The 21,775-nt window shown below is 42.1% G+C and carries 14 protein-coding genes; 3 read left to right on the top strand and 11 right to left on the bottom strand.

What is annotated here, in order from left to right:
- Positions 1–121: 121 nt before the first annotated feature.
- From ACYVM0_RS04745 to pelA, 7 genes are all read right to left on the bottom strand, one after another.
- Positions 122–2,551 (bottom strand): outer membrane beta-barrel protein, encoded by a 2,430-nt coding sequence (locus tag ACYVM0_RS04745; protein WP_460553251.1) that lies wholly within the window; start codon positions 2,549–2,551, stop codon positions 122–124.
- 534 nt (positions 2,552–3,085) lie between these two features.
- Positions 3,086–4,525 (bottom strand): hypothetical protein, encoded by a 1,440-nt coding sequence (locus ACYVM0_RS04750; RefSeq protein ID WP_460553254.1) that lies wholly within the window; start codon positions 4,523–4,525, stop codon positions 3,086–3,088.
- Positions 4,522–5,484, bottom strand: a complete 963-nt coding sequence (locus ACYVM0_RS04755; RefSeq protein ID WP_460553257.1) for an aspartyl protease family protein — start codon at positions 5,482–5,484, stop codon at positions 4,522–4,524. Before ACYVM0_RS04755 ends, ACYVM0_RS04750 begins: the two co-directional genes overlap by 4 nt.
- A gap of 99 nt (positions 5,485–5,583) precedes the next feature.
- On the bottom strand, positions 5,584–6,447 hold the full coding sequence (locus ACYVM0_RS04760) for a CE1 family esterase (protein ID WP_460553260.1): 864 nt from the start codon (positions 6,445–6,447) through the stop codon (positions 5,584–5,586).
- A gap of 221 nt (positions 6,448–6,668) precedes the next feature.
- Positions 6,669–7,112, bottom strand: a complete 444-nt coding sequence (locus ACYVM0_RS04765) for a DoxX family membrane protein (protein ID WP_460553262.1) — start codon at positions 7,110–7,112, stop codon at positions 6,669–6,671.
- Positions 7,113–7,256: 144 nt separating this feature from the next.
- Positions 7,257–7,838 carry a porin family protein gene (locus ACYVM0_RS04770; protein WP_460553264.1) on the bottom strand — a complete coding sequence of 194 codons (582 nt, stop codon included), beginning with the start codon at positions 7,836–7,838 and terminating at the stop codon, positions 7,257–7,259.
- A 277-nt stretch (positions 7,839–8,115) separates the two neighbouring features.
- The gene (gene pelA / locus ACYVM0_RS04775; protein WP_460553266.1) at positions 8,116–9,288 is read right to left on the bottom strand and encodes a pectate lyase; all 1,173 of its coding nucleotides are present in this window, start codon (positions 9,286–9,288) and stop codon (positions 8,116–8,118) included.
- Positions 9,289–9,503: 215 nt separating this feature from the next.
- Here pelA and ACYVM0_RS04780 point away from each other — a divergent pair, with 215 nt between their 5' ends.
- Positions 9,504–11,942 carry a prolyl oligopeptidase family serine peptidase gene (locus ACYVM0_RS04780; RefSeq protein ID WP_460553268.1) on the top strand — a complete coding sequence of 813 codons (2,439 nt, stop codon included), beginning with the start codon at positions 9,504–9,506 and terminating at the stop codon, positions 11,940–11,942.
- A 211-nt stretch (positions 11,943–12,153) separates the two neighbouring features.
- Positions 12,154–13,377 carry a T9SS type A sorting domain-containing protein gene (locus ACYVM0_RS04785; RefSeq protein WP_460553271.1) on the top strand — a complete coding sequence of 408 codons (1,224 nt, stop codon included), beginning with the start codon at positions 12,154–12,156 and terminating at the stop codon, positions 13,375–13,377.
- 63 nt (positions 13,378–13,440) lie between these two features.
- On the opposite strand, the gene ACYVM0_RS04790 is transcribed toward ACYVM0_RS04785, so the two are convergent.
- Positions 13,441–14,793 carry a TlpA family protein disulfide reductase gene (locus tag ACYVM0_RS04790; RefSeq protein ID WP_460553273.1) on the bottom strand — a complete coding sequence of 451 codons (1,353 nt, stop codon included), beginning with the start codon at positions 14,791–14,793 and terminating at the stop codon, positions 13,441–13,443.
- A gap of 164 nt (positions 14,794–14,957) precedes the next feature.
- Between ACYVM0_RS04790 and ACYVM0_RS04795 the strand changes: the two genes are divergently transcribed.
- A complete protein-coding gene (locus tag ACYVM0_RS04795) occupies positions 14,958–17,366 on the top strand; it encodes a WG repeat-containing protein (RefSeq protein WP_460553276.1) in 2,409 nt (802 codons plus the stop codon).
- A gap of 90 nt (positions 17,367–17,456) precedes the next feature.
- On the opposite strand, the gene ACYVM0_RS04800 is transcribed toward ACYVM0_RS04795, so the two are convergent.
- From ACYVM0_RS04800 to ACYVM0_RS04810, 3 genes are all read right to left on the bottom strand, one after another.
- Complete coding sequence (locus ACYVM0_RS04800) at positions 17,457–19,523, bottom strand: anti-sigma factor family protein (protein ID WP_460553279.1); 2,067 nt, start codon at positions 19,521–19,523, stop codon at positions 17,457–17,459.
- On the bottom strand, positions 19,516–20,055 hold the full coding sequence (locus tag ACYVM0_RS04805) for an RNA polymerase sigma factor (protein WP_460553281.1): 540 nt from the start codon (positions 20,053–20,055) through the stop codon (positions 19,516–19,518). The genes ACYVM0_RS04800 and ACYVM0_RS04805 overlap by 8 nt, the downstream gene beginning before the upstream one ends.
- Positions 20,056–20,154: 99 nt before the next feature.
- Positions 20,155–21,747 (bottom strand): M1 family metallopeptidase, encoded by a 1,593-nt coding sequence (locus tag ACYVM0_RS04810; RefSeq protein WP_460553284.1) that lies wholly within the window; start codon positions 21,745–21,747, stop codon positions 20,155–20,157.
- Between the last annotated feature and the right edge of the window lie 28 nt (positions 21,748–21,775).

Consider the following 21,775-nt stretch of genomic DNA (forward strand, 5'->3'; position numbering starts at 1 on the left):
TCTTGTTTTAATAAAGATAGCCCCGGTATTTACGGGGCATTTTTTTTGAGACCCTTTGATTAATGAAAGCTGTTTTAAAATAATGTTCAATGAACATTGAGTATTGAACATTTGTTTTTTCCTACCCGTTGCCTACCCTCTCCATTTCATCGCCTGCGCTTCCGCCGCTTCGCTTAGTGGCTTTGTACGCCTTGCCAAAACGGTAGGTAAAAGACAGGTTGATGACCCGGCTATCGCGGCGCAGGATAAAGTACTCGGTGGCTTTGGGAAATTGTGTAAGCCCTTCCATGGCATTGGTAAAAAAGATATCACGCAGGCTGAGTTTTAGCGTGCCCTTCTTTTTTAAAACCGGACGGCTAACGCCAAGGGATAGCTGCCCCGTGGGATAGAGTTCTTCCTGCAGGTCGTTACGGGCACGGGTGGTGTAAAAGCCGCTGAGCTCGCCATTGTATATTTTTGCAAAGCTGAACTGGTTGCTCATGTTCAGGTTAAGCTGGTTGATATTGCTTTTAAAGTTGGCATCGCCGTTAAAGCCTTTTAATTCTTTATGGTTGTACAATGCCTGCAGCGTAAAACTCCACCATTTGGCGGGTGCTACAGACAGCATGGTGCTTACACCAAAGTTATGTGTACGCCCCACATTGCCCTGCGAATAGTAGAGCAGCCCGGTGGCGGTATCATTTAAAAATATCTGCGAAAAATAATTTTTCACTATGCTGTAGGCAATGGTGGTGGTGAGCAATTGTTTGTATTGATGGCTCAGCTCCAGGTTGGTACTGTATTGCGGCACAATAAAAGGGTTGCCATTCTGAAAGGTATATTTATTGATGATGGATGTAAACGGATTCAGCGTTTGAAAAGGCGGACGGTCAATTCTGCGGCCGGCCGTAAACGTAAAGCTGCTGGAGGAATCGGCCTGGTAACTGATATAACCACCGGGAAACAGCCCGTTGTAATTACGGCTGAAGGCCGAATCCTTTACCTGTATATTGCCCAGCTGGCGGGCATTGTAGCCGGTAGCTTCGTACCGCAGGCCCGCCTGCATGCTGAAGCGCTTGTACCTGGTTTCTATACTGCTGTACAGCGCATGTATATTTTCTTCGTAAATAAAATGATTGCTCCTGCCATAATCTTCCTGCCAGTTGCTGCCATCAAAGTTTTGATAGGCTGCGGTATTATCGGTACGGATATGAGAGGTTTTAAAACCGGATAAGAGTGTACTGTTTTTTGCAAAGCGCAAGGTATAATCGGCCTTTGCACTAAGTATTGTAATGGCTGTGGGAATATTGCCCCTTGCCGCCTGGTTGTAACCACCGGCAGCCAGCAAATGATTATTGAATTGCTGCTCGTTGGTGATATGATAGCTTAACCAATCGAGGTCGATGGCGAGGTCTTGTTGTTTATTAATGGCATGCCGCAGATTAGTATTGAGCGAATTGCTTTTGTAATGGCTTATGTTAATAACATTGGTGCCCACCGCAGAATCAACAGTACCTGCAGCATTCAGCCAGGTGGCGGTAGCATCGCCGGTGCCATTGCGTTTTACCCTTGTGCCCCCGAGTACAAGGCCGATGGTTGTTTTGGGTGTTGCATAATAATCGATACCTGTTTTTATAGTATGGTTTACCACCGTACCCGAAAAATAAGTGGGCTGATCGAGTATGGCTGTTACCATACCCTGGTCGTAATATTTACGCAGTGCATAAATTTCGGTGAAGTATTTAGTGATGTTGGCACTGTAATTAAAAAAGGTGTTGAATTTTCCGGTGCGGTAATTTAAGACGAGGCTGTTATTATTTTTTGGATACACGCCCTGCGAACCGGATAGTGTAACCGTTCCGTTAAAACCCTTTACTTTATTTTTTTTGGTTTTGATGTTGATGATACCGGCATTGCCGGCGGCATCATATTTTGCCGGCGGGTTGGGCATCAGTTCAATCTGGTCTACCTGGGTAGAGTTCATGCTGCTGAGTAAATTATTGAGGTCGGCGCCGGATAAGTAAGTGGGCTTATCATCAATCATTACCAGCACACCGGCCTTGCCCTGCAGGCTGAGGCCGCCGTTTTTATCTACCATTACACCGGGAGATTTTTCCAGCACTTCCAAAACCGTGGTGCCGGTATTGGTTACTGCAGCATCTACATTAATGATGGTTTTGCCTTCTTTCTGCTGTATCAGTGGCTTTTTAGAAGTGACACTTACGGCTTGCAACGTGGTGGTGGCTTTGGGCAATACCAGAGTTATCTTATTGCCTGCTGTTGAAATATCATACGCCTGGGTAGTAGTGGTTTGGTAGCCGGTATGCGAAAGTTTGAATGTATATGTGCCTTTGCTGATGTTGGAGAAGCTGGCTTTGCCGCCGGCATCAGTGATTACAGTATGTATTATTTTATTTCCGGAAAGTATTGTTACCGTAACGTTTTCAACAGGTTGCGTATTATTATCCACCACTGTAACCGTGAAACCGGTGGCGGCTTCCTGTACAGGTTGTTGCGCCAATATGCCTGCAGATAACAGGAGGGCTGCAATTACTGATTGTATTTTTTTCATTGGTGGCGAAGATAGCTTAACAGTGCTTTCCGGCTCGGGTGTTTTTGTTCAGTGGTTGTATGGGTTTGGGTAAAGGCAGCTGGAAGGTACCAGGTTGTCGGCTTTTTACATAAAGAGGCAAATGTTCAGTAATCAATGTTCAATGAAATGCCCGGCTTTTGGAGGGTTACTGTTTTTGTTTTTTTGTGCTGTATGCTGGTTGCCAGTTTTTCTTTTCCCTGATGAAAAGAAACAAAACCTGCCTGCCGGCAGGCAGGATCAAGGGCTGCTGAGAAAAAAGTTCCCGGGTTTCGCTTCGCTCTTCGGGACAGGTAAAAATTTATCCGGGGCCCATACTTCAAAACGCTTTGCTGAGCAGGACACAACGGCAATATTGGGATGCCATCGGTTTTATTTTTTCACCAGCCCCTTCGCAGTTAGGTCCCTAAAGCATTCGGGATGGAAGCGAAAGCAACAGGTTTAAAAGAGTTTACTAAAAGCCAATGCTGAAAGGATACCATTGAAAATAAGATTGCACAAAAAACCACAAAAAGACTATTGCTCCTCCTCTATCCACAAAACCGAATTACCGGTATTGTGCTCATTCTGTTCCCATAATTTATTGGCGGGGTCGAGTATCCAATTACCATCTACCACAAACTTATAACGGTGCTTGCCCTTGTTTAAATGTGCAGGAAAAACCCATTCATCACCTACCCTCTTCATCCGGAAGGAAGTGGGGTTCCAGTTATTAAGGTCGCCGGACACACATACCGTCCGGGCACTGTCGAACCCTTTTAAACGGAAGGTATAATTGGGGGCTATCACCAATGCCATATTGCCTTTGGTAATTTCATCGGCAGTAAGGTTACCGTCTATACTTAACCGGTATTCGTAATTTCCGGGGCCCAGGGTATAAGGCAGTTGCCAGCCGGTGGCGGTTTTAGTCATCAACAGTTCATTGTCTCTCCAGTCGTTAAACGAGCCCAGCAGCACCACTTTTTGGGCGTTTAAAAAACCATCCAGCTTAAATATGTAAGGATTGCCAATGCGTATCACCGAATTGTAATCGTTGAATTCGTTAGGTAATTTATCGGGGTTTGCCGGATCAGTAAACCAGCTGCCATCGGCGATAAAGCGATAGGTGTGTGTACCTTCAGACAGATACACGGGCAGGCTCCAGCCGGTGGCAGTACGTTGCATCAGCAGGTCTTTTTCCTGCCAGTTATTAAAACTACCGGCCAGGTATATTTTTTTTGCACTGGCATAACCATTTAGTGTAAACGTATAATTGGTTTTAAAATACACCGAGTTATCGTTGCCCCTGCCATCGTTTTCAACCAGGCTGTTATCTTTATCGATCCTCCAGTTATTATCAATAATAAATTTATACAAATGTTTGCCGGTGCCCAGTTTTACATAAGCTATCCAGCCACTGTCTGTTTTACTCATGGGCAATGCCCCGTTTTGCCAGTTGGTAAAACTGCCGGCCAGTTTTACGGCAGTGGCATTGGTTTGGCCGCGTAAAAAGAAGGCTACCACAGAATCGGCAACCGTAAAAGCCGGTTTATTTTTAAACTTATTGGCACCAAAATGCACCTGGTTAGCCGGGGCTACCAGGTCGCCACCTTCCTGCGGTGTAAAAATGATCTTATCTAATGGATTGCTGATATCCGCTGCACTGAACAATGGTTTGCTGATGACGAATACTTCATTATTGTTTACATCAACCGTCCAGCCCAGTTTGTGCAGGGAATCGGGAATGCTGTTCTTTATAAAATGCTGCAGGTCCAGGTCGGCCAGTTCGTATTTTTTTATAAAACTATCCAGTGCTGCAGCGGGGAGATCTTTGCCAATGGCAATAAACATTTTACCATTTTTAATGCTGTAATTTCTTACCGGTACCTGGGCCTGTGCCTGCTGTACAAAAAGCAGGAACAATAATACAGGGCTCAATTTTAACCAATGGGATAGTATCGTTTTACAACGCCTCATTTCCAGATGTACATTTTATTATTAACAAAGTTAAACCCTATTTTATGTAAAGACAGGAAATCAAATCCTAAAATACCGTCAATACAACTATTATCTGCCAGGCATGTTTTTTCAAGATTGGTAATGAGTACCGGAAGGCTGCCCGTATTCTGATCGCCGATAGTAAGGTTGTTTAAGTTACCATACAGGGCATCCACTTTTTTATCGCCGGTTCCCAGCAGCTGCACACGCCTCAGCACTTCCACATTCTCAAATATTTTATTGGGCAGCCGGCTGTCCAGTACATTTGATTCGGCCCCCGAATCAATAATTAAACGTAATTTTTTCCCCGCCATTATGGTACGCACCACCATTTTATTATTCCATATTTCTATCGGCACCACGCTGTAGGTACTGGTATCTTTAAGCATCGGGTTTTTGTAAATGGCGGCTGTTTTTTTAGCGTAGCGGTGCAGGTAAAGAAGATTGTTTTCGTAATCGATGATCATTTCAAACTGCCTGAATAACGAGAGCCCGATAAGCCCCAGTATCTTTACGCCTTTGGTATTTTCCAGGTGGCCAAGGTTAAGCAGGTCGGCCTGCACCAGGCCGGTTTGTATACAACCAAAAGTAAGTTCCCCCACCTGTGTTTTTTTAACCCCGGAAGCGGCACCGGTAATGCCTGATTGTTCCTCATTTATTTCGGTGGTGGAGGGATAGTCACGAAAGTATGTAATATTGAGTACCAGGCCGGGAGCGCCGGTATCTAAAATAAAATTCCCGTCAGTAGTATCTGCTTTTGCCCTTAATAAAATGAGGTTGCCGGCACGGCTAAAGGGAATGGTGCAGGTAACGGAATCGGTGGCAAATGCATCCTGCAATGATTGTACTGTAATAGCTATTTTTTTGGGAGGCAAAGAACCGGTATGGGCATGCGCTGTAACTGCACTGCTGCTCATTACAAGCAGTGCAATAAACATAATACGGGTATAGTAATTAATGCTTTTTATAAATAGCGGCAATTGATTTACTAATGTAGTTTAAAGCAACCTGATAAAAAAGAAAAATGGATTACCGGCTTATTTTACGGATTTAAAAAAAGCCCAGGCAAAAACATATACATCAATATCGTTGGGATAATCGTGGTGCCCTCCCACTACTTTGAGCAATGTAACCGGGGGTTTATTTTTGCGGCGGTAATCATATTCCTCAATCGTTTTCTGGTCTTTAGGATCGGTATCGGGCAACAATGTTTTTACCGGTTCGCCTGTATAGCCTGCCAGTGATGCCCAGTAATGAAAAGTATTTTCGGTGCTGCGTACCACACCAAAGCTGGCATTGTTCACAAACATTTCGCCGCCATTGTAAGGATTGGTTTCGTCTTTGGTGCCATTAATAATAAGTACCGGTTTGGCAATACCGGCCAGTGTACAGTCGCAGGAAGCACTGTCGGGCATATTGGCCACCACGGCAGCGATGGCTTTTATTTTATCCGGCATGGTTGCGGCCAGTTTATACGCCATGTGCCCCCCGCCGGAAAAACCTGCAGCAAAGACTTTCTTCTCGCTGATATTATATTTAGTGTGAAAATAGCTGATCATCGCTTCAAAGAAAGCCTGTTCGTTAATGTTTTCTTTATTGGCCACTGCAGTGGAATATTTGCGGCATTCGTTCCAATAGTGCAGGTAACCGTTGGGGTAAACCACCAGTAATTTTTGGCCGGCAGCTAAGGATTCCAGTTTGGTGGTGCGCTTTATGATATCGCTGCTGCTGCCGCCGGAGCCATGCATCACAAACATAAGACTGCCGTTTTTTAAATTCGCTGTCGGGGTGTTGTAACTGAAAGTACGGTAGTGCTGTTCAATTAAAAGAGAATCGGTGATCAGCTGGCTTTTTGCGGTAACAGCAATGAGTAAAAGTAAAAAAGAGAGTAATTTTTTCATGGCAACATCTTTGCCCGTAAAGATATTAATTTAATGAAAGACTCAATTAAAGAAAAATAAGGAAGGGATCTGAACCATAGCGGTATTGAGAACATATAAGGTACCCCATAACCGAGCAGGGATAATTTGAATTTTTGATGTGCAATATGGCTATAGATGGGATGGAAAAAAGCCTTCTTATGTTTTTGTATATACCCTTTATGCCTATATAATAAATTAACTTAATCGGCTATGGGTAAGGGTTCTTTTTCGGGTATGGCCTGCCATAGTACCCAGGCAGCGCTGAGGATGATAATGTTTTTCATGATGTACTGCCCTACCAATGTAAACCCGTAAGGCAAAAATTTAAAAGATAATCCGGGAAAGAAAACTAATGGGGTAAAAGTACACAGCATATGCAATACCAGCAGCAGCAGTACTTTTTTTGTTTGTAAACCCAGTAATAGTAAAGCGCCAACCAGGGTTTCCCAGCACGCCAGCAGTATAAGGCTGGTTTGCGCCGGTATTAAGCCTGCCGTTAGTTTATGGATGGTGTTAACCGCCAGGTCTTCGGCGGGGCTGTAACCGTGAAAGAATTTCAACATGCCAAACCAGATATAAATGATGCCGATACTGCAACGCAATACGGTAAGCGAACGGCTGCTGATGCTGAACGTTTCTTTCATAGCAAACAAGTTTTATTGGCTCAAAATAAAAATTATCTGCAGCTATACCTGCTGATGATCGTCATAATACGGCATGAGAATTATCAGCAGATGCAAAAAAAAGGCGGGCAAAATGCCCGCCCGTTTATTTTAATACGTACCTGATTATTTATGATCGAACAAGTAAAATACTCCCAGCTGAAAACCCCTGTTGGTTGTTTTTACAGCGCTGTTTTTACTGATGTCACTTAAGCCAAGGTTATACCTTGCATCCACACCAAAACCGGTGGGTACAAATACATAACCCACACCCATACCCAGTGCAAAATCAACTTTATTCAAATTGTCTTTAAAATCTGTATTCACATTATTGGTTTCGGATTTGGCACTTACCAAAAATCCTACCTGCGGGCCTGCCTGCAACCTGAAGCCGTTATCAAACATATACTGCACCATTACCGGTACATTGATATAGCCCATTTTTAATTTTGTTTCCACGTTGGCTGTGGTATATTTTGCCCCCTGGCCGGAATATACAATTTCGGGTTGCAATGCCAGTTGTTTGGCAAGATGTATATGGCCGATCAGCCCGGCATTTAACCCGGCTTTTGAATCATATTCAACACCATTATCATTATGGAGATTGTACAGGTTCAGCCCTGCTTTAATACCAATATTTACATGTTGTGCCTGTACCGTTGCGGTAATTAAAATTGCGGCCAAGGCCACTGTTACATACTTTTTCATTGTCGTTTGTTTTTAATAGTTTAAATTGATTTATAGCAACTATTCCTTTACGCCACGCATCCTGAAAAAAATAGCCCCTGAAAAGATCAAGGGCCACAATTCAAAACCTGACGTGTGTATGCTCAATTTTATAAAGTAATAATTGCTGGTACAAAGATGATGTGCATGGAAGGATTTTTTGTTACAGAATTTATATATGGTGTTACATCATTCACACATTTTTATACCACACTACGGGTATAGTAAAATAAATTACCGGAAAATAGTATTGTTTTACCTAAGGGTGCAACACATTTTTACCGGGTGCAAATTGCTGCTGCCATGCCGGATATTTTTGTAAGATCTTCTGGGGTTCGTAAGTGTACCATGCATAGCCATCCCTTCTTTCTCTTTCCACTTCGGCCAGCGAGTACACTACTTTACTATCCCGGTTGCAGAATAAAGGGCGATGTGTTTTTAGTTCGTAATAGCGTGTCCATATTGGTGGCGCAGCTGTATCATTTACCACCCGTTTATCAGTTTTGGAGATGCGGAAGGGCGTTACCATTTCCGGTGCTGCAAAGGTTTCCACTCTTATACCGGTGATCTTTGATTCATTAAACCATGCCACGGCATTCTGTACTGCATCAATAACCGCTGCTGACGGTTTTTTAATGCTCATTAATAATTGCACCAGTTCCACACTCTCACCGTTGCAAATGGCCGGGGGTTCAAATTTTCTTGCCCACGCCGGCTGCAAAGTGTTTTCATCATATTGCTGGCACCAGGCAGTGGGTTTGCCGGCATCGTTGATCTGTGTTTTAAGCATGCAATCCAACCCTTTATCATACGCTTTTTGTAATTGTGCACGCAATGCAGCATCAATAAAACTGTATTCCTGTTTATCTTCTGCAATATCTTTTAATAATAACATGATACCTCCAAAAGCATCATCATTGTAAGTAATGTGCCGGCTGTACCCTTCTTCCAACGGATAGTATTGCGGCCAGCCGCCATTGTTATACTGGGCTTTTAAAATATAGGCCAGTCCTTTTAATGCGGCCGTTTTATATTTTTCTTCGTGTGTGTAGCTGTACACTTTTGAAAGGTAGCTGATATGTGAGTAGGTGGTACGGTTATCAAACGTAGTATTTAAAACGGCTTTTGCTTTTACCAGGCTATCCTGCTGCCCCGGTGTAAGTATGGCCTGCATATCATAATTCTTTGGCCAGCCGCCATTGTCTTTCTGGAATAATAAAATATTATCTGCAATGGCAGTTATTTCATCAGCTTTATAACGGGGATGGCCCGGCCCGGGCATGATCACTGTTCCCTTATCGGGTATGGCATACCAATGATTGGCGGCATCATTAAAAATAGAAAGATCAATAACCGGTTTTTTATTATCTGCCTGTGCTTTGGGAGCAAGCGATACGGCAAGCAATGCCAACAACAAAAAGATATAGCGCATTATACGTTGATTAAGTAACGTAAATATAAGCCTGCCTGCCGGTAAATATTATTGTACCTGCGGCAGTTAACATTTCATTTATTAATAACCGTGTTTACTCATAGATGCCGCCTGCAGGGCATCTATAAATAAACGGCAGTTTATCAAAAAACACTGCTGCTGCTGCATTTTAAAGTATTATTATGCAATATATTTGAGGTTTCAAACTGCTGTAGATGATAAAACCTTTTTCCTGCCTGCTGTTACTGACAGTATCTTTACAATCCTTTGCCCAGAATAAACCTGGCACATTAACTGTGGCCAAAATAATGAGGGACCCCAAATGGATCGGTACTTCTCCCTCGGACCTGCAATGGAGTAATGATGGCAATACACTTTATTTTAGCTGGAACCCGGAAAAAGCAGCAGCTGATTCGCTCTATTACATTTCAACCAGTAATAAAATTCCTGCAAAGGCAAAGCCACAGGAAATACAGGCGCTGAATAATACAGGTAATTACGTGTATACCTTAAACAGGCTGGCTTACGTATATAGTAAAGACGGTGATATTTTTTATGTGGATACCAGGACGGGTAAAACCAGGCGTATCACCCAAACCACTGATGCAGAAAATAATCCGCAGTTTTCTTTTAATGAAACAAAGATAGTATACAGCAGGAACCAGAATTTATATGCCTGGGATATTGCAAGCGGCGAAACATTGCAGCTGACCAATTTAAAATCCGGCGATGCTGCAGCCCCTGCCGCAACAAATACTTTTGGTAACAGGGGCGGCAATGCCACTGCAAGAACCAACAGGGATGGCGGACCGCAGGGCAACCCACAGGAAGAGTGGTTGAAAAATGACCAGCTGCAATATTTTGAAGTATTACGATCAAGAAAGGAAGACCGGGAAAGTGGTGAAGCCTATAACCGTTCTTTACCTAAACCCAAAGAGATCAGGAGTATTAATATAGAAGATAAAATTTTGCAGGGCCTCAGTATCAGCCCTGATGGCCGTTTTGTAAGCTACCGGTTATTTAAAGCAGCCGCCAATACCAAAAACACTATTGTACCCAGTTATATAACAGAATCGGGTTTTACCACCGACATAAATGGCCGTACAAAAGTTGGTGCCCAACAGGCTGTATCTGAGTTTTATATTTACGACAGGAACAGGGATACTGTAATTGCGATTAAGACAGACTCTATCCCGGGAATAAAAGACCTGCCGGATTATGTAAAGGATTATCCTAAGGACCTGGAACGCCGTTCCAAAAATCCTGTAAACAGGGCCGTTACTTTTAACGCTTTAGTATGGTCGCCCAAAGGGAATGTTGCGTTGGTGGATATAAGGGCCAGGGATAATAAAGACCGCTGGCTGATGTTGTGGGATACAGCACGTGGCGGCAGGTTACAATTACTGGACCGGCAAAGAGATGAAGCCTGGATAGGTGGCCCCGGTATTGGCTTCAGCCGCAATTTTGGGTGGACGGATGATAATACCGTATGGTTTCAATCAGAAGCAACAGGCTATTCGCATTTATATACACTTAATGTAAACACGGGGCAAAGAAAGGCTTTAACGGCAGGTAAGTACGAAGTAGAACAGGCGCAATTAAGCAGGGACAAAAAATATTTTTATATAGTCACCAACGAAGTGCATCCGGGTGAGCAGCAGTTTTATCGTTTAACCATTGCTGATAGCCGTAAGGAACGCATTACCACAATGACCGGTGCCAACCAGGTAACCATTTCGCCTGATGAAAAGTATATCGGCATTCTATATTCCTACTCCACCAAACCATGGGAATTATTTTTACAGGAAAATAAGCCGGGCGGAAAGGCAGAACAGATCACCAATAAAGCGCAAAGCGATGAATTTAAATCGTATGCATGGCGTGACCCGGAAGTGATCTCTTTTACGGCCGCTGATGGCGCATTGGTATATGCAAGGGTGTATAAACCCGCCACACCACATACTAATAAGCCTGCCGTATTGTTTGTACACGGTGCCGGCTACCTGCAAAATGCCCATAAATGGTGGAGCAGTTATTACAGGGAATACATGTTTAATAATCTGCTTGCCGACCAGGGGTATTATGTAATGGATATTGATTACCGCGGCAGTGCAGGCTATGGCCGCGACTGGCGTACGGCCATTTACCGCCACATGGGTGGTAAGGACCTGGATGATAATGTAGATGCTGTAAATTATTTAGTAAAGACCTACGGCGTAAATCCGCAACATGTTGGTTTATACGGCGGATCTTACGGAGGTTTTTTGTCGCTGATGGCGATGTTTACCAAACCGGAAGTGTTTGCTGCCGGTGCCGCATTAAGGCCGGTTACTAACTGGGCCAATTATAACCACGGTTATACTGCCAATATTTTAAATGAGCCTTTTAACGACAGCCTTGCTTACCGCAGAAGCTCCCCGCTTTATTTTGCCGAAGGCTTAAAAGGCCACCTGCTGATATGCCACGGCATGATGGATGTGAATGTACATTTCCAGGATGCGGTGGAACTATCGCAACGTTTGATAGAACTGGGGAAAGATAACTGGCAACTGGCGCCCTTCCCTATGGAAGACCACGATTTTGCCGAACCCAGCAGCTGGACGGATGAATACAAAAGGATCTTTAACCTGTTTGAAGACGTACTGAAAAAATAATTCAGCCATTTAAATAACGCGTCACCAGCACACCACTTTATACAGGAGTGGCAGTGCTTTTTGTGCTATTATTACCGTAAAGAATGTTCCGGATTTTGTACACTTTTCCGGATTCTGGAAAAATTACCGGTACCCTTCGCTTCAAAAATTATTCATAATAAATCACTTATGCTATTGGCACGGCTGTGGCATATAAGTGAAAAAAGAAATTATGAAAACAAAACTTTACCTCATCCTCACAGTAACCCTCCTCTTTTCTTTATTATTACAGGTAGCAGCTCAAACCAATGTACCTGATTCCATTTATATAAAAGAAACATTTGGTACCGGCACCTCAAAAGCGGCCCTGGCAGCAGGCAGAACCACTTATGCTTTTAATAACAGCAGCAGTCTTAATGATGGCGATTATATGTTGTATAAACAAACCAATGGCCGCCCGGAGTGGCATAATACAACAGACCATACCGGAAATACCAATGGCCGTTGTATGGTGATCAATGCAGGCATGACGGCAGCTGAATTTTACAGGGATACGGTAAACAGCATTGTAAGCGGCGTTACCTATAGCATGTACCTGTATGTGATGAATACCAATACCCTGGGCACCTGCGGCTCATCGGCACTGTTACCCAAACTGCAGTTTATTGTAGAGTCTTATAACTCAGCTACAGGCGTATTTGCACCAATCACTACTTTTACTACCGGATTTATTCCCCAGTCTGCTTCACCCACATGGGTGGTTGTGGGCAGCAGCTTTTCTGTACCTGCAGGCGTAACCAGCTTACGGTACAGAATTATCAATAACTCATCCGGCGGTTGTGGTAATGACCTTGCTATTGATGATATTACTTTTGCAAGGGCAGCGAGCATTCCCGGCCCATTACCGGTAACCGGCCTGGAAGCTTCGGTACAACGTTCGGGTGATATTGTTTCTGTACAATGGCAAACTTTATCAGAAAGCAATACCCGCAATTTTGTGGTAGAAAAAAGCATTGATGCAGTTAATTGGATAGCGATGGATTCTGCTACAGCAGCAGGTTACAGCCAGGGGTTGCGTTTATACCACAGCATTGATAGCAAACCCGGCAGCACCAATTATTACCGCATTAAACAAACCGATAATAACGGACGTTTCACTTATTCAAACACTGTGCGTATGATAATGGCTGCCAACAGCATCAACGCAAATACTTTTCCTAATCCTTTTGTAAACCAGGTACAGGTTGACCTGAATAGTACAACGAATCAAAAAGTTACCATCACTTTCAGTGATGCAAGCGGCAGAAAATTATTACAACAAAACCGGACAGTGGTGAAAGGCAATAACAGTACTGTTTTAACACAGGTACAGCAGTTACCCGTTGGTATGTATATCATCAGCATTACCGATGCAGATGGTGCCAGCCTGTATAAAACAAAACTGGTTAAAAATTAAAATTACAGGGGTTTGATGGTTAAAGTAAGGCTGCCTGTTTACAGGCGGCTTTTTTATTGTATGCTATTGCAATAATGCATCAATAATACCGGTAATTTTTTTTGATGAAGGCAGGGGTGCATTCATATCCACCATTTTAAAATCCTTATTGATCAATAAGGTTCGGGGAATACCTACAATATTGTACGCATTCAGTTTATTGCGGTTGATGAGCCATTGATTGCCTGTTGCTTTTCTTGCACTCACACTAGCCTTCCATAAAGTTTCGTTATCATCAACAGATAAAGAAATGAAAACAATGCCGGGATTGCCGGCGTATTTTTCTTTCAATGTTTCGTAGTGCGGCATTTCCTGCATGCAGGGTCCGCACCAGGTGGCCCATAAGTCGATATAAATTACTTTGCCTTTAAAGCTGCTGAGTGAGATGGCCTTGCCATTAGTATCTGTGGCTGTAAAATCTGCAGCAATATCTCCCTTACCAAATTGCAGCAAAGTATTGAGCGTTATATTAACTGCATTACGGTAAGCAGCAGTTTTGATCGTTTTAATTTCCGGCTTAAAATTTTCCAGTAATTGTTTATCACTTACCTGTTTTAATTTTTCAATTACAGCGGTAGCCTGTAACCAGTCTTTTATCTGCTGCAGGTCCTTTGGTTTTCCATGTTGCCTGGATAAAGTATCAGCAAGATCACGGTATACCACCAGTTTTAAGAGCGATGCGTCGGTAAAATTCCCGGTGTACTGATCTACATAAGGTTTTATTAACTCCGCATATTCGTCACCGTATTGTTTCAGCTTTACCGAATCTTTCTGAATGGCCTTTGGCCTGTAAAAGGATATCTGCCCGTCAAGCAAACTGTTTATGATATCTGCCTGTATCCTTCCTTTTTCCAAACGTTTAAACTCCGCAGTTACTGTTTTCAAACTATCCAGTTGCCGGGTACGCAGTGCAGCGGCGCTTAAAATATAGTCAATCGTTTGCCCGGGCGTAGCTTGCGCTTTGCTGCCGGCTTCCATATAAGAGCCTCCTTTTGGAAAAGGTGTAGACCGCAAAAAATTGTTGGCTGCACTACCCCTGCCTTCAAATATTGCTGCTTTAGGATTGTTATAATCAATAAATACTTTCAGGTTATCTCCCGGGGAAAGGTATAGCGCATTTCTCCCGATACGAAAATAATTGGGTGCGGTAATTTTAAATCTGATATAGAACTGCCCATTGGTGGCATCGGGTACAACAAGCCGCTCAGTTGTTTTAGGTAGCAGGTATTGCAACTCCGACATGTCTTCCACTTCTACTTCATTGCTGAAATGTGCTAATGTACCACTCAGCTCTACAACATCTTTTTTGGTTTGTGCTATTGTTAAACCGCCGGGTAAACAACAAAAGCCCATTAATACCAGTATATATTTTTTCATAAAAGAAGATTGAGTCAAATGTACAATTTTATCAACGACCAATGATGCCGGGTTGGTTTTAACCGGGAACCACATTTGTAAAATACCCACCAGTACTTACTATAGCCATTTGTATTCTGAAGATATTTGTAAGCATATCTTCCTGTTAAAATGATCTCCATAAAATGAAAAAATTATCCTTTGTATTTGCTGTTATATTATTTACATTTTTCAGTAACACTGCCTTTGCACAGGCAGGCATTGGTGCCCGGATTGGTACCGATTCAATAGCCACCGGCCGGTGGCCTTATATAATTGAGATCATGGAAAATTCTGCCGCAGCAGAAACTAACCTGATGGGGTTTGCGTGGATCACGGCTGTGGATGGTGTGTCAACCCAAAATAAAAATGTGGCTGATGTGGTAAAAATGATTGCAGGCGCAGAAGGCACCACCGTTACCATACGAATGAAAGATAACGGTGTGGAAACCGATGTGCCCGTTGTACGCCGCAAGTATGTGCTGAAAGATGCCTTGTCGTTAGTTACGCCTTCATTAATTCCTTACCGGTATGGCAAGGTTTGGGGTTATGCCAACCAGCAAAAGAAAATAATTATCCCTGCCATTTACCAGGATGCAACACCATTTGCCGAGGGCGTTGCTGCCGTTAACCTTAATGGCAAATGGGGTATACTTGATTCATCAGGTAATACCGTGCTTGCACCCACATATAGCTCCATACAAAAAGCACAGGAAGGCAGAATGACCTACAGCAGTGGTGGCGTATATGGTTTTTTAGATACCAAAGGCAAGGTGGTCGTTGCCGCAAAATATAAATATGTGTACCCTTTTACCAATGGTTTTGCAAGGGTAAAAGCAGTTAATGGTTACTATGGGTTTATTGATAAAACCGGTAAAGAAATTACAGAGATGAAATATGATGAGGCTGATGATTTTAATTATGGCCTTGCTGCTGTAGCACTCAATAAACATTATGCTTTTATAAATGGTTACGGAAGAGAGGTAACGCCGTTTAAATATGAGTTCTCTATTTACTTTCCCAAATTCTCTAACGGGTTATGCAAAGTGTATGACGGAAAACGGTACGGTTATATAGATCAGTACGGTAAGGAGATGCTGAATTGCAAATATAAAAATGCAGAGAATTTTAAAAATGGCGTGGCGGCAATTGTAGAAGATGATATTGCGTCCAACCCTACCGGCAGGTGGACGCTGATAAACAAGAAGGGGGAAACGTTGAGCACAGAAAAATTCGGCCAGGTAAACGGTGGTTATTCCAATGGCATGATTGCAGTAAGCAAAGGAAGCAGCTTTACTTCTGATTATGGCTACAGCAATAAAAGAGGCCAGATGGATATTGATGTTCAATTCAATTATGCCGGTGAATTTATAAACGGGTATGCCGTGGTGGCAGATGCTGATTATAATTATTACCCTGTTAATGGCGCAGGAAAAAGAGTGGTGGAAGATAACTACGAAAAAATAACCAGCTTCAGCAATGGTATAGTGATATTGGAAGATAAAGACCACAAAAAAGCTTTTGCCACACAGGCTGCAAAATATAAACCCTTTACCGATTTTAAATATGATTACGCCTATGAATTCAATAATGGTATTGCCTGGGTAAATTTTAACGGCGGTGCCGACCTGGGTTATTATATTGATACAAAGGGCACCGAATATTATGATGCCGCTGCTGCCGCAATAGCCATAAAAAAATCGGAAGATGATAAGTATGTGAACAAACCCAATGAATTAAATGAACATCCGTCTGATGGTGGTACTGAAATAAAAAAAGATGATGTGTATGTTGGCTATTTGTCAGCAGGCGATACAAAAGCAGCAATATCATCAGATAAACAGGAACGCTATATTGATAACTATCCAATTACCGTTAAAGCGGGCGATCGTGTAAAACTGAATATCAGTTCCATGGAATTTACCATTGCTGCTGTTCTGCAATCTCCTTCGGGTAAGCAAGCCATTATGATCGGTGATGCCAATCAATATCAAAGCTCGGCAAAATTAGATACGGTGTTACAGGAAGAAGGCAATTACAATTTATTCATCACTTCTTCTGAACCGGGAAAGACGGGCCGTTACTCTGCAGGTAAAAAATTAGCATCTCCTGCGGCAATGGCATTAAACGCCAATGCCGATTTTTGCAGCCGGTTAAAATTTATTGAAAAACATGCCGATGCTTATTTTGAATTTGCAACAGGTGATGTTGTAAAAGTGGAGAAAGGCATTTTTACTGCCACTTATTACGCCACTACTGCCGAATTGGTAAAAGGTAAAACGGCGACCATTGAAAAAGGATTCCGTACCTTATACAGCAGTACAATATTTGCTGCTGCCAATAAAAAAGAGGTGGAGAAGAAATTTAATGAGTATGAAAAACTCATCCGCTCCTGCCTTGTTGATGACTGGGAATTTAAGACCAGTGATGACCCTGCGGATAAAGATGGCAAGATACATACCTTAACTGCCACTACAGGTTATGTAAGAAGTTTGAACATGAGCATTGTATTGGATAAGGCGGGCAATTATTCATTGCTGGTGGAAATAAAATAAACGATCAGCAGCCTGGTAGCTTATCAAACTAAAATCACTTACGTTGTATTTTAAAAAAGAGATGCAGTCCTTCTACCACTGCATCTCTTTTTATTTTTTACTACCACATGTAAAAATAGACGCCGCAATCTTGTCCCTGAACTCCATATCTTTCTGCAACTGTACCTGGCGTATGGTTTCCTGTTGTTCAAATAACTGGTAGTCAAAGTCATTTTTTAGCGCATTGCCTTTGCTAAGCGAATAAGTATTCAGTGATTTACGCAATGCTTCATCTGTAACCGGCAAAACAGTAAGCACATAATCTTTTGCCTGTACATTTTGTTGTTTGAAAAAATAAGCCTGTGTGCCTTTATAAGCTACTGCTATGGCTTCGTACTTAAACAGCCCGTTAAGTTGTTCTTTAAATACATTGCCTTCTTTTGCTACTCTTTGAAAACTACTGAGGCTATCAGGAATTAAATACACCAGTACCCGGTCAAACTGTGCTGCATTTTCTATAGTAAAAGAAACAGCGCTGTAAGTAAGTGTAGCAGTTCTTCCACTTACAGGGTCTGTGTAGGTCATGCCCTGGCGTTTTACTGTAGCATCATAAACATATACATCTAAATTCTTCCAGCCGGTACTGCTGATGGTGGTATTGTAATATTGTGCAGATGGCGCCCTTAAATTATCGTTGCAATCATGCGCCTGCCCTATCTGCCGGTACGCATCCGTAACATTCGCACAAAACTCTTCCCTGAAATTGTTGTTGTCTCTTTTAAAATCATCAATCAATTGCCCACGCCTTTTTACATCTGCTATTGTACTTAAACTATCCAATGTATGCTGGTATTTAGCCCATGTTTTTGCTGCGGCATCTTTATAGGCTTTATATTTTTGCTGAAAGTAATTGCTGAGTTTTTGCTGCATACCATTGGGGATTATTACGCCTCCGTCTTTTCTTGCAGCAAATTCTTCGAATTTATTATACGCATCGCCACCCAAAGCTTTAGCACAAAGTTTGTCCGATACATACAACGGCTTATCTAAATTATTCAAATAGATTTTTAAATACTCTGCAGTGCATAGTGTATGCATAAACCGAAGTCTTTCCTCAAATTCTTTTGTAGCAAGAAAAGTATTATTGAATTTTTTATTCCAGATAGCTCTGATTATAGAAGGATCTACCTGGTAAGCTGAAAAATCAGTTGAGAGATCAGAAGCAATTTTTGATTTTGATAATGCATCCAATTTTTTTTCCAACTTTCCGGTATCTCCGGAAGGATAATCATTTCCTTCTTTTTGAATTGCCACAACAGAATCGCCAATAACTTCTTCCATAACACCTTGTTGATTTGGATAACCACTAAAAGAATAATACAAACTATCCGTATATTTTTTATCCTGGTACGCTTTGCCCAATGCTTTTACTGTAGGAATATATTTAACCGGATAAAAATCCAATGTGGTAATATCATAAGTGCGTAATTTTTTCTCCACCGGTTTAGGATTAACCCAGTTGATATTTTCACTGCTGTCTTCTACCCCATCAAATAATTGCATATTCGGGTTGATAGTATTCGCAGGCACACTTACACTGATATCTTTTGCCAGCGGCACAGCTTTGCCATCCACAAAACCATTGATATAAAACATACCGGCTGTTTGCAACAAAGCCTCGTTGCTTGTTGTGGAAAGCCCGTTATTAATAATATCGAAGGCACTTAAAGCGGTCTTTATTTCCAGCTGCACTGTTTTTCCACCGGTACCGAATGCATCGGCCGGTATGCCGAATACAACGCCGTCCTTGGTTTCAATAATTGTATCTGCAGCAGTATTGATCTCAAATTTTTCTACTGCTTTACTTTGCTCCTGCCTGTTTTTTTCTTTTGCAGTGCTATTATTTTTAAACGTAAAAAATAAAGCTGCAGCAATAGCAACCACCCCGATTACTGCACCCCATTGTAATAATTGCCTGGTAATAATTTTTTTATGGATGGCTTTTGCAAATTCTCCTTTTAACCCGGCAGTGGTGGCAGCTTTTATTATTTGCTGCTGCAAATACACTTCCTGCTGTAAAGCTTTATCGGCAGCCAATTGATTTTCAAAAGCCGTTCTTTCTTCAGCACTCATTTCATTTTGCAGGTAACGGTCTATTAATATGCTGTTATTATTCATGAGTGCCGTTTTTAGAAAGGGTTAAGTAATTGTCTTTTGCTTTTTGCATGCACCGGTACTTCTGGTTCTTAGCCACACGTTCATCACTGAATGCCAGTGCTGCAGCAATTTCTTTAAAGCTTTTTTGTTTGAAATAAAACAGGATGAGCAGCTCTTTGCATTTGTTGCCCAATAAATTAAATGCTGCATTAGCAAAGGCAAAACCGGGTTCTTCGTTAAATTCTGCCGCAGCAATATCACCGGGTGCTTCCCCGGGCGGTAATTTTTTTCTTTGCCGTAATTCCTGCAGCCAGCAATTTTTTACCACGGCCAGCAGGTAAGTTTTCAAGGGTACGGTTAAAATAAAATTACCGGCATGAATTTTTTTATACAATATCACCAATGCATCCTGGAAGATATCCTGTGCATCATCAGCCGTACCATTATTGGCTTTAATGTATTGCTTTACGGAGGGCAAAATATTGTACAGGCCCTTTATAGCCAGCGAATATTTATTGTTTTGTAAATGGTCTATAATTTCTTTATCAGTCATTGCAGGGCGCTTATATTACTTAATGCCTGTTTTGGCAAAAGGTCATCAAATAAAATAAAATATTTTTCAGAAAGAGATCGGCTGCGCTACAATTACAGCCTATTTACTTACCGCCTGCCACAGTAGCCTGGTATTGGGGTCGGGTATAACATCAGTCACTTTGTTCCTGGCAGAAAAGAGCATTACTGTTTTTCTTTTTTGTGCAGTAACGGTTTTCAGCAACTTCCCTTTTTCAGTTACCAGTAAAAATTCCATAGGAAAGTTAAATAAACCCGGTTGTTGCTGTTCAATAGTAATGAGTACTTTCTTTTTAACCGGATCATATTTCCAATCCGTTGCCAGTACAGGTATACCCGGCTTATACAACCATTGTTTAAAGAATGCCTGTAAATTCTGGTGCGACACTTTTTCTGCCGTAGCAATAAAATCTTCGGATGATGCATTGCGGCCTGCATATTTGCGATACTGCTCCCGGATGATATTTTTAAACACACTGTCACCCACTTTATTCCTCAGCATATGCAATACCCAGGCTCCTTTTTGATAAGAGTTAGCATTCAACAATTTTTTATAATCAGACGTTGTATCAATAACCGGTGAGGCCGATCTTTTTGCAAAGCCGCTCACACTCTCTCTTTCACCGGATAAGCGGTGCAACATACTATCTGTTCCATATTTCGATTCCAAATAAATATCAGTGAGGTAAGTGGCAAAACCTTCACTTAGCCAGAGGTGTTTAAAATTGGTTTCGGTAACCATATCACCAAACCACTGGTGTGCAATTTCATGTGCCAGCAGGTCTTCTACCCTGCCTTTGCCGGTTACTGATTGTTCAAAATAAAAAATAGCACCGGCATTTTCCATTCCGCCGAATATAGTTTTGGATTGTACGTTAGCCAGTTTTTTATACCCGTAAGGGCCAACATAATGAATAAAGTATTGCAGGATATCTTTTGCTTTGGCATAATCATAAAAGCCCTGCTCTTTGTCTTCCTGGTATATCCAGCTGGTTACGGGTATATCGCCGGCATAACCTGCATCGCTCACTGCAAAATCAGCGGCACCTATCACCATTACTTTTGTTGGCAAGGGCACATCTTCTTTCCAATGCGTAAGCCTGGTACTGTCGTTAATCATGTTTTCGCCGGCTTTTATTCCATTACTTACAATACTGTAATGAGACGGTGCAGTAACAATAAATTCAAGGCTGGCTTTATCTGCAGGAATATCATTGCAGGGCAACCAGTAGCGGGCACGGTCGGGCCAGTTATCGCCAAAGAAAGTACGTTTATTAAAAATACTTTTGCCAATGATAAGGCCATCAGCAGGAATGCCTTTGTAACTGATAACAACAGTGGCGCTATCACCTGCATTTGACTTGCCCGTATGTAACAACAGCAAATTATTTGTGTGTGTAAAAGAAATATTCTTACCATTTGCAGTAACACTCATTACCAGCATTCCCTTTCCGGTAGCATCAATGCCACCGAGGTTGAGTTGAATTGATCTGGTGCTGCGTAAAAACCTGGTCTTTATTGATGCGATCCCTTGTATAGTATCTGTATTGTCGGCCAATGTCAATTCAAATTTGTAATGCTGCACATCAATGAGCGTGGTATTTTGTGCATTGATGGTGATACTTAAAGACAACAGGAAGAGTAGCAGCAAGGAAAGGATCTTAAAACGGAGCATTAGGGAATTTTAAATAATTAAAAAAGAT

It is taken from the genome of Ferruginibacter profundus (assembly GCF_054783275.1).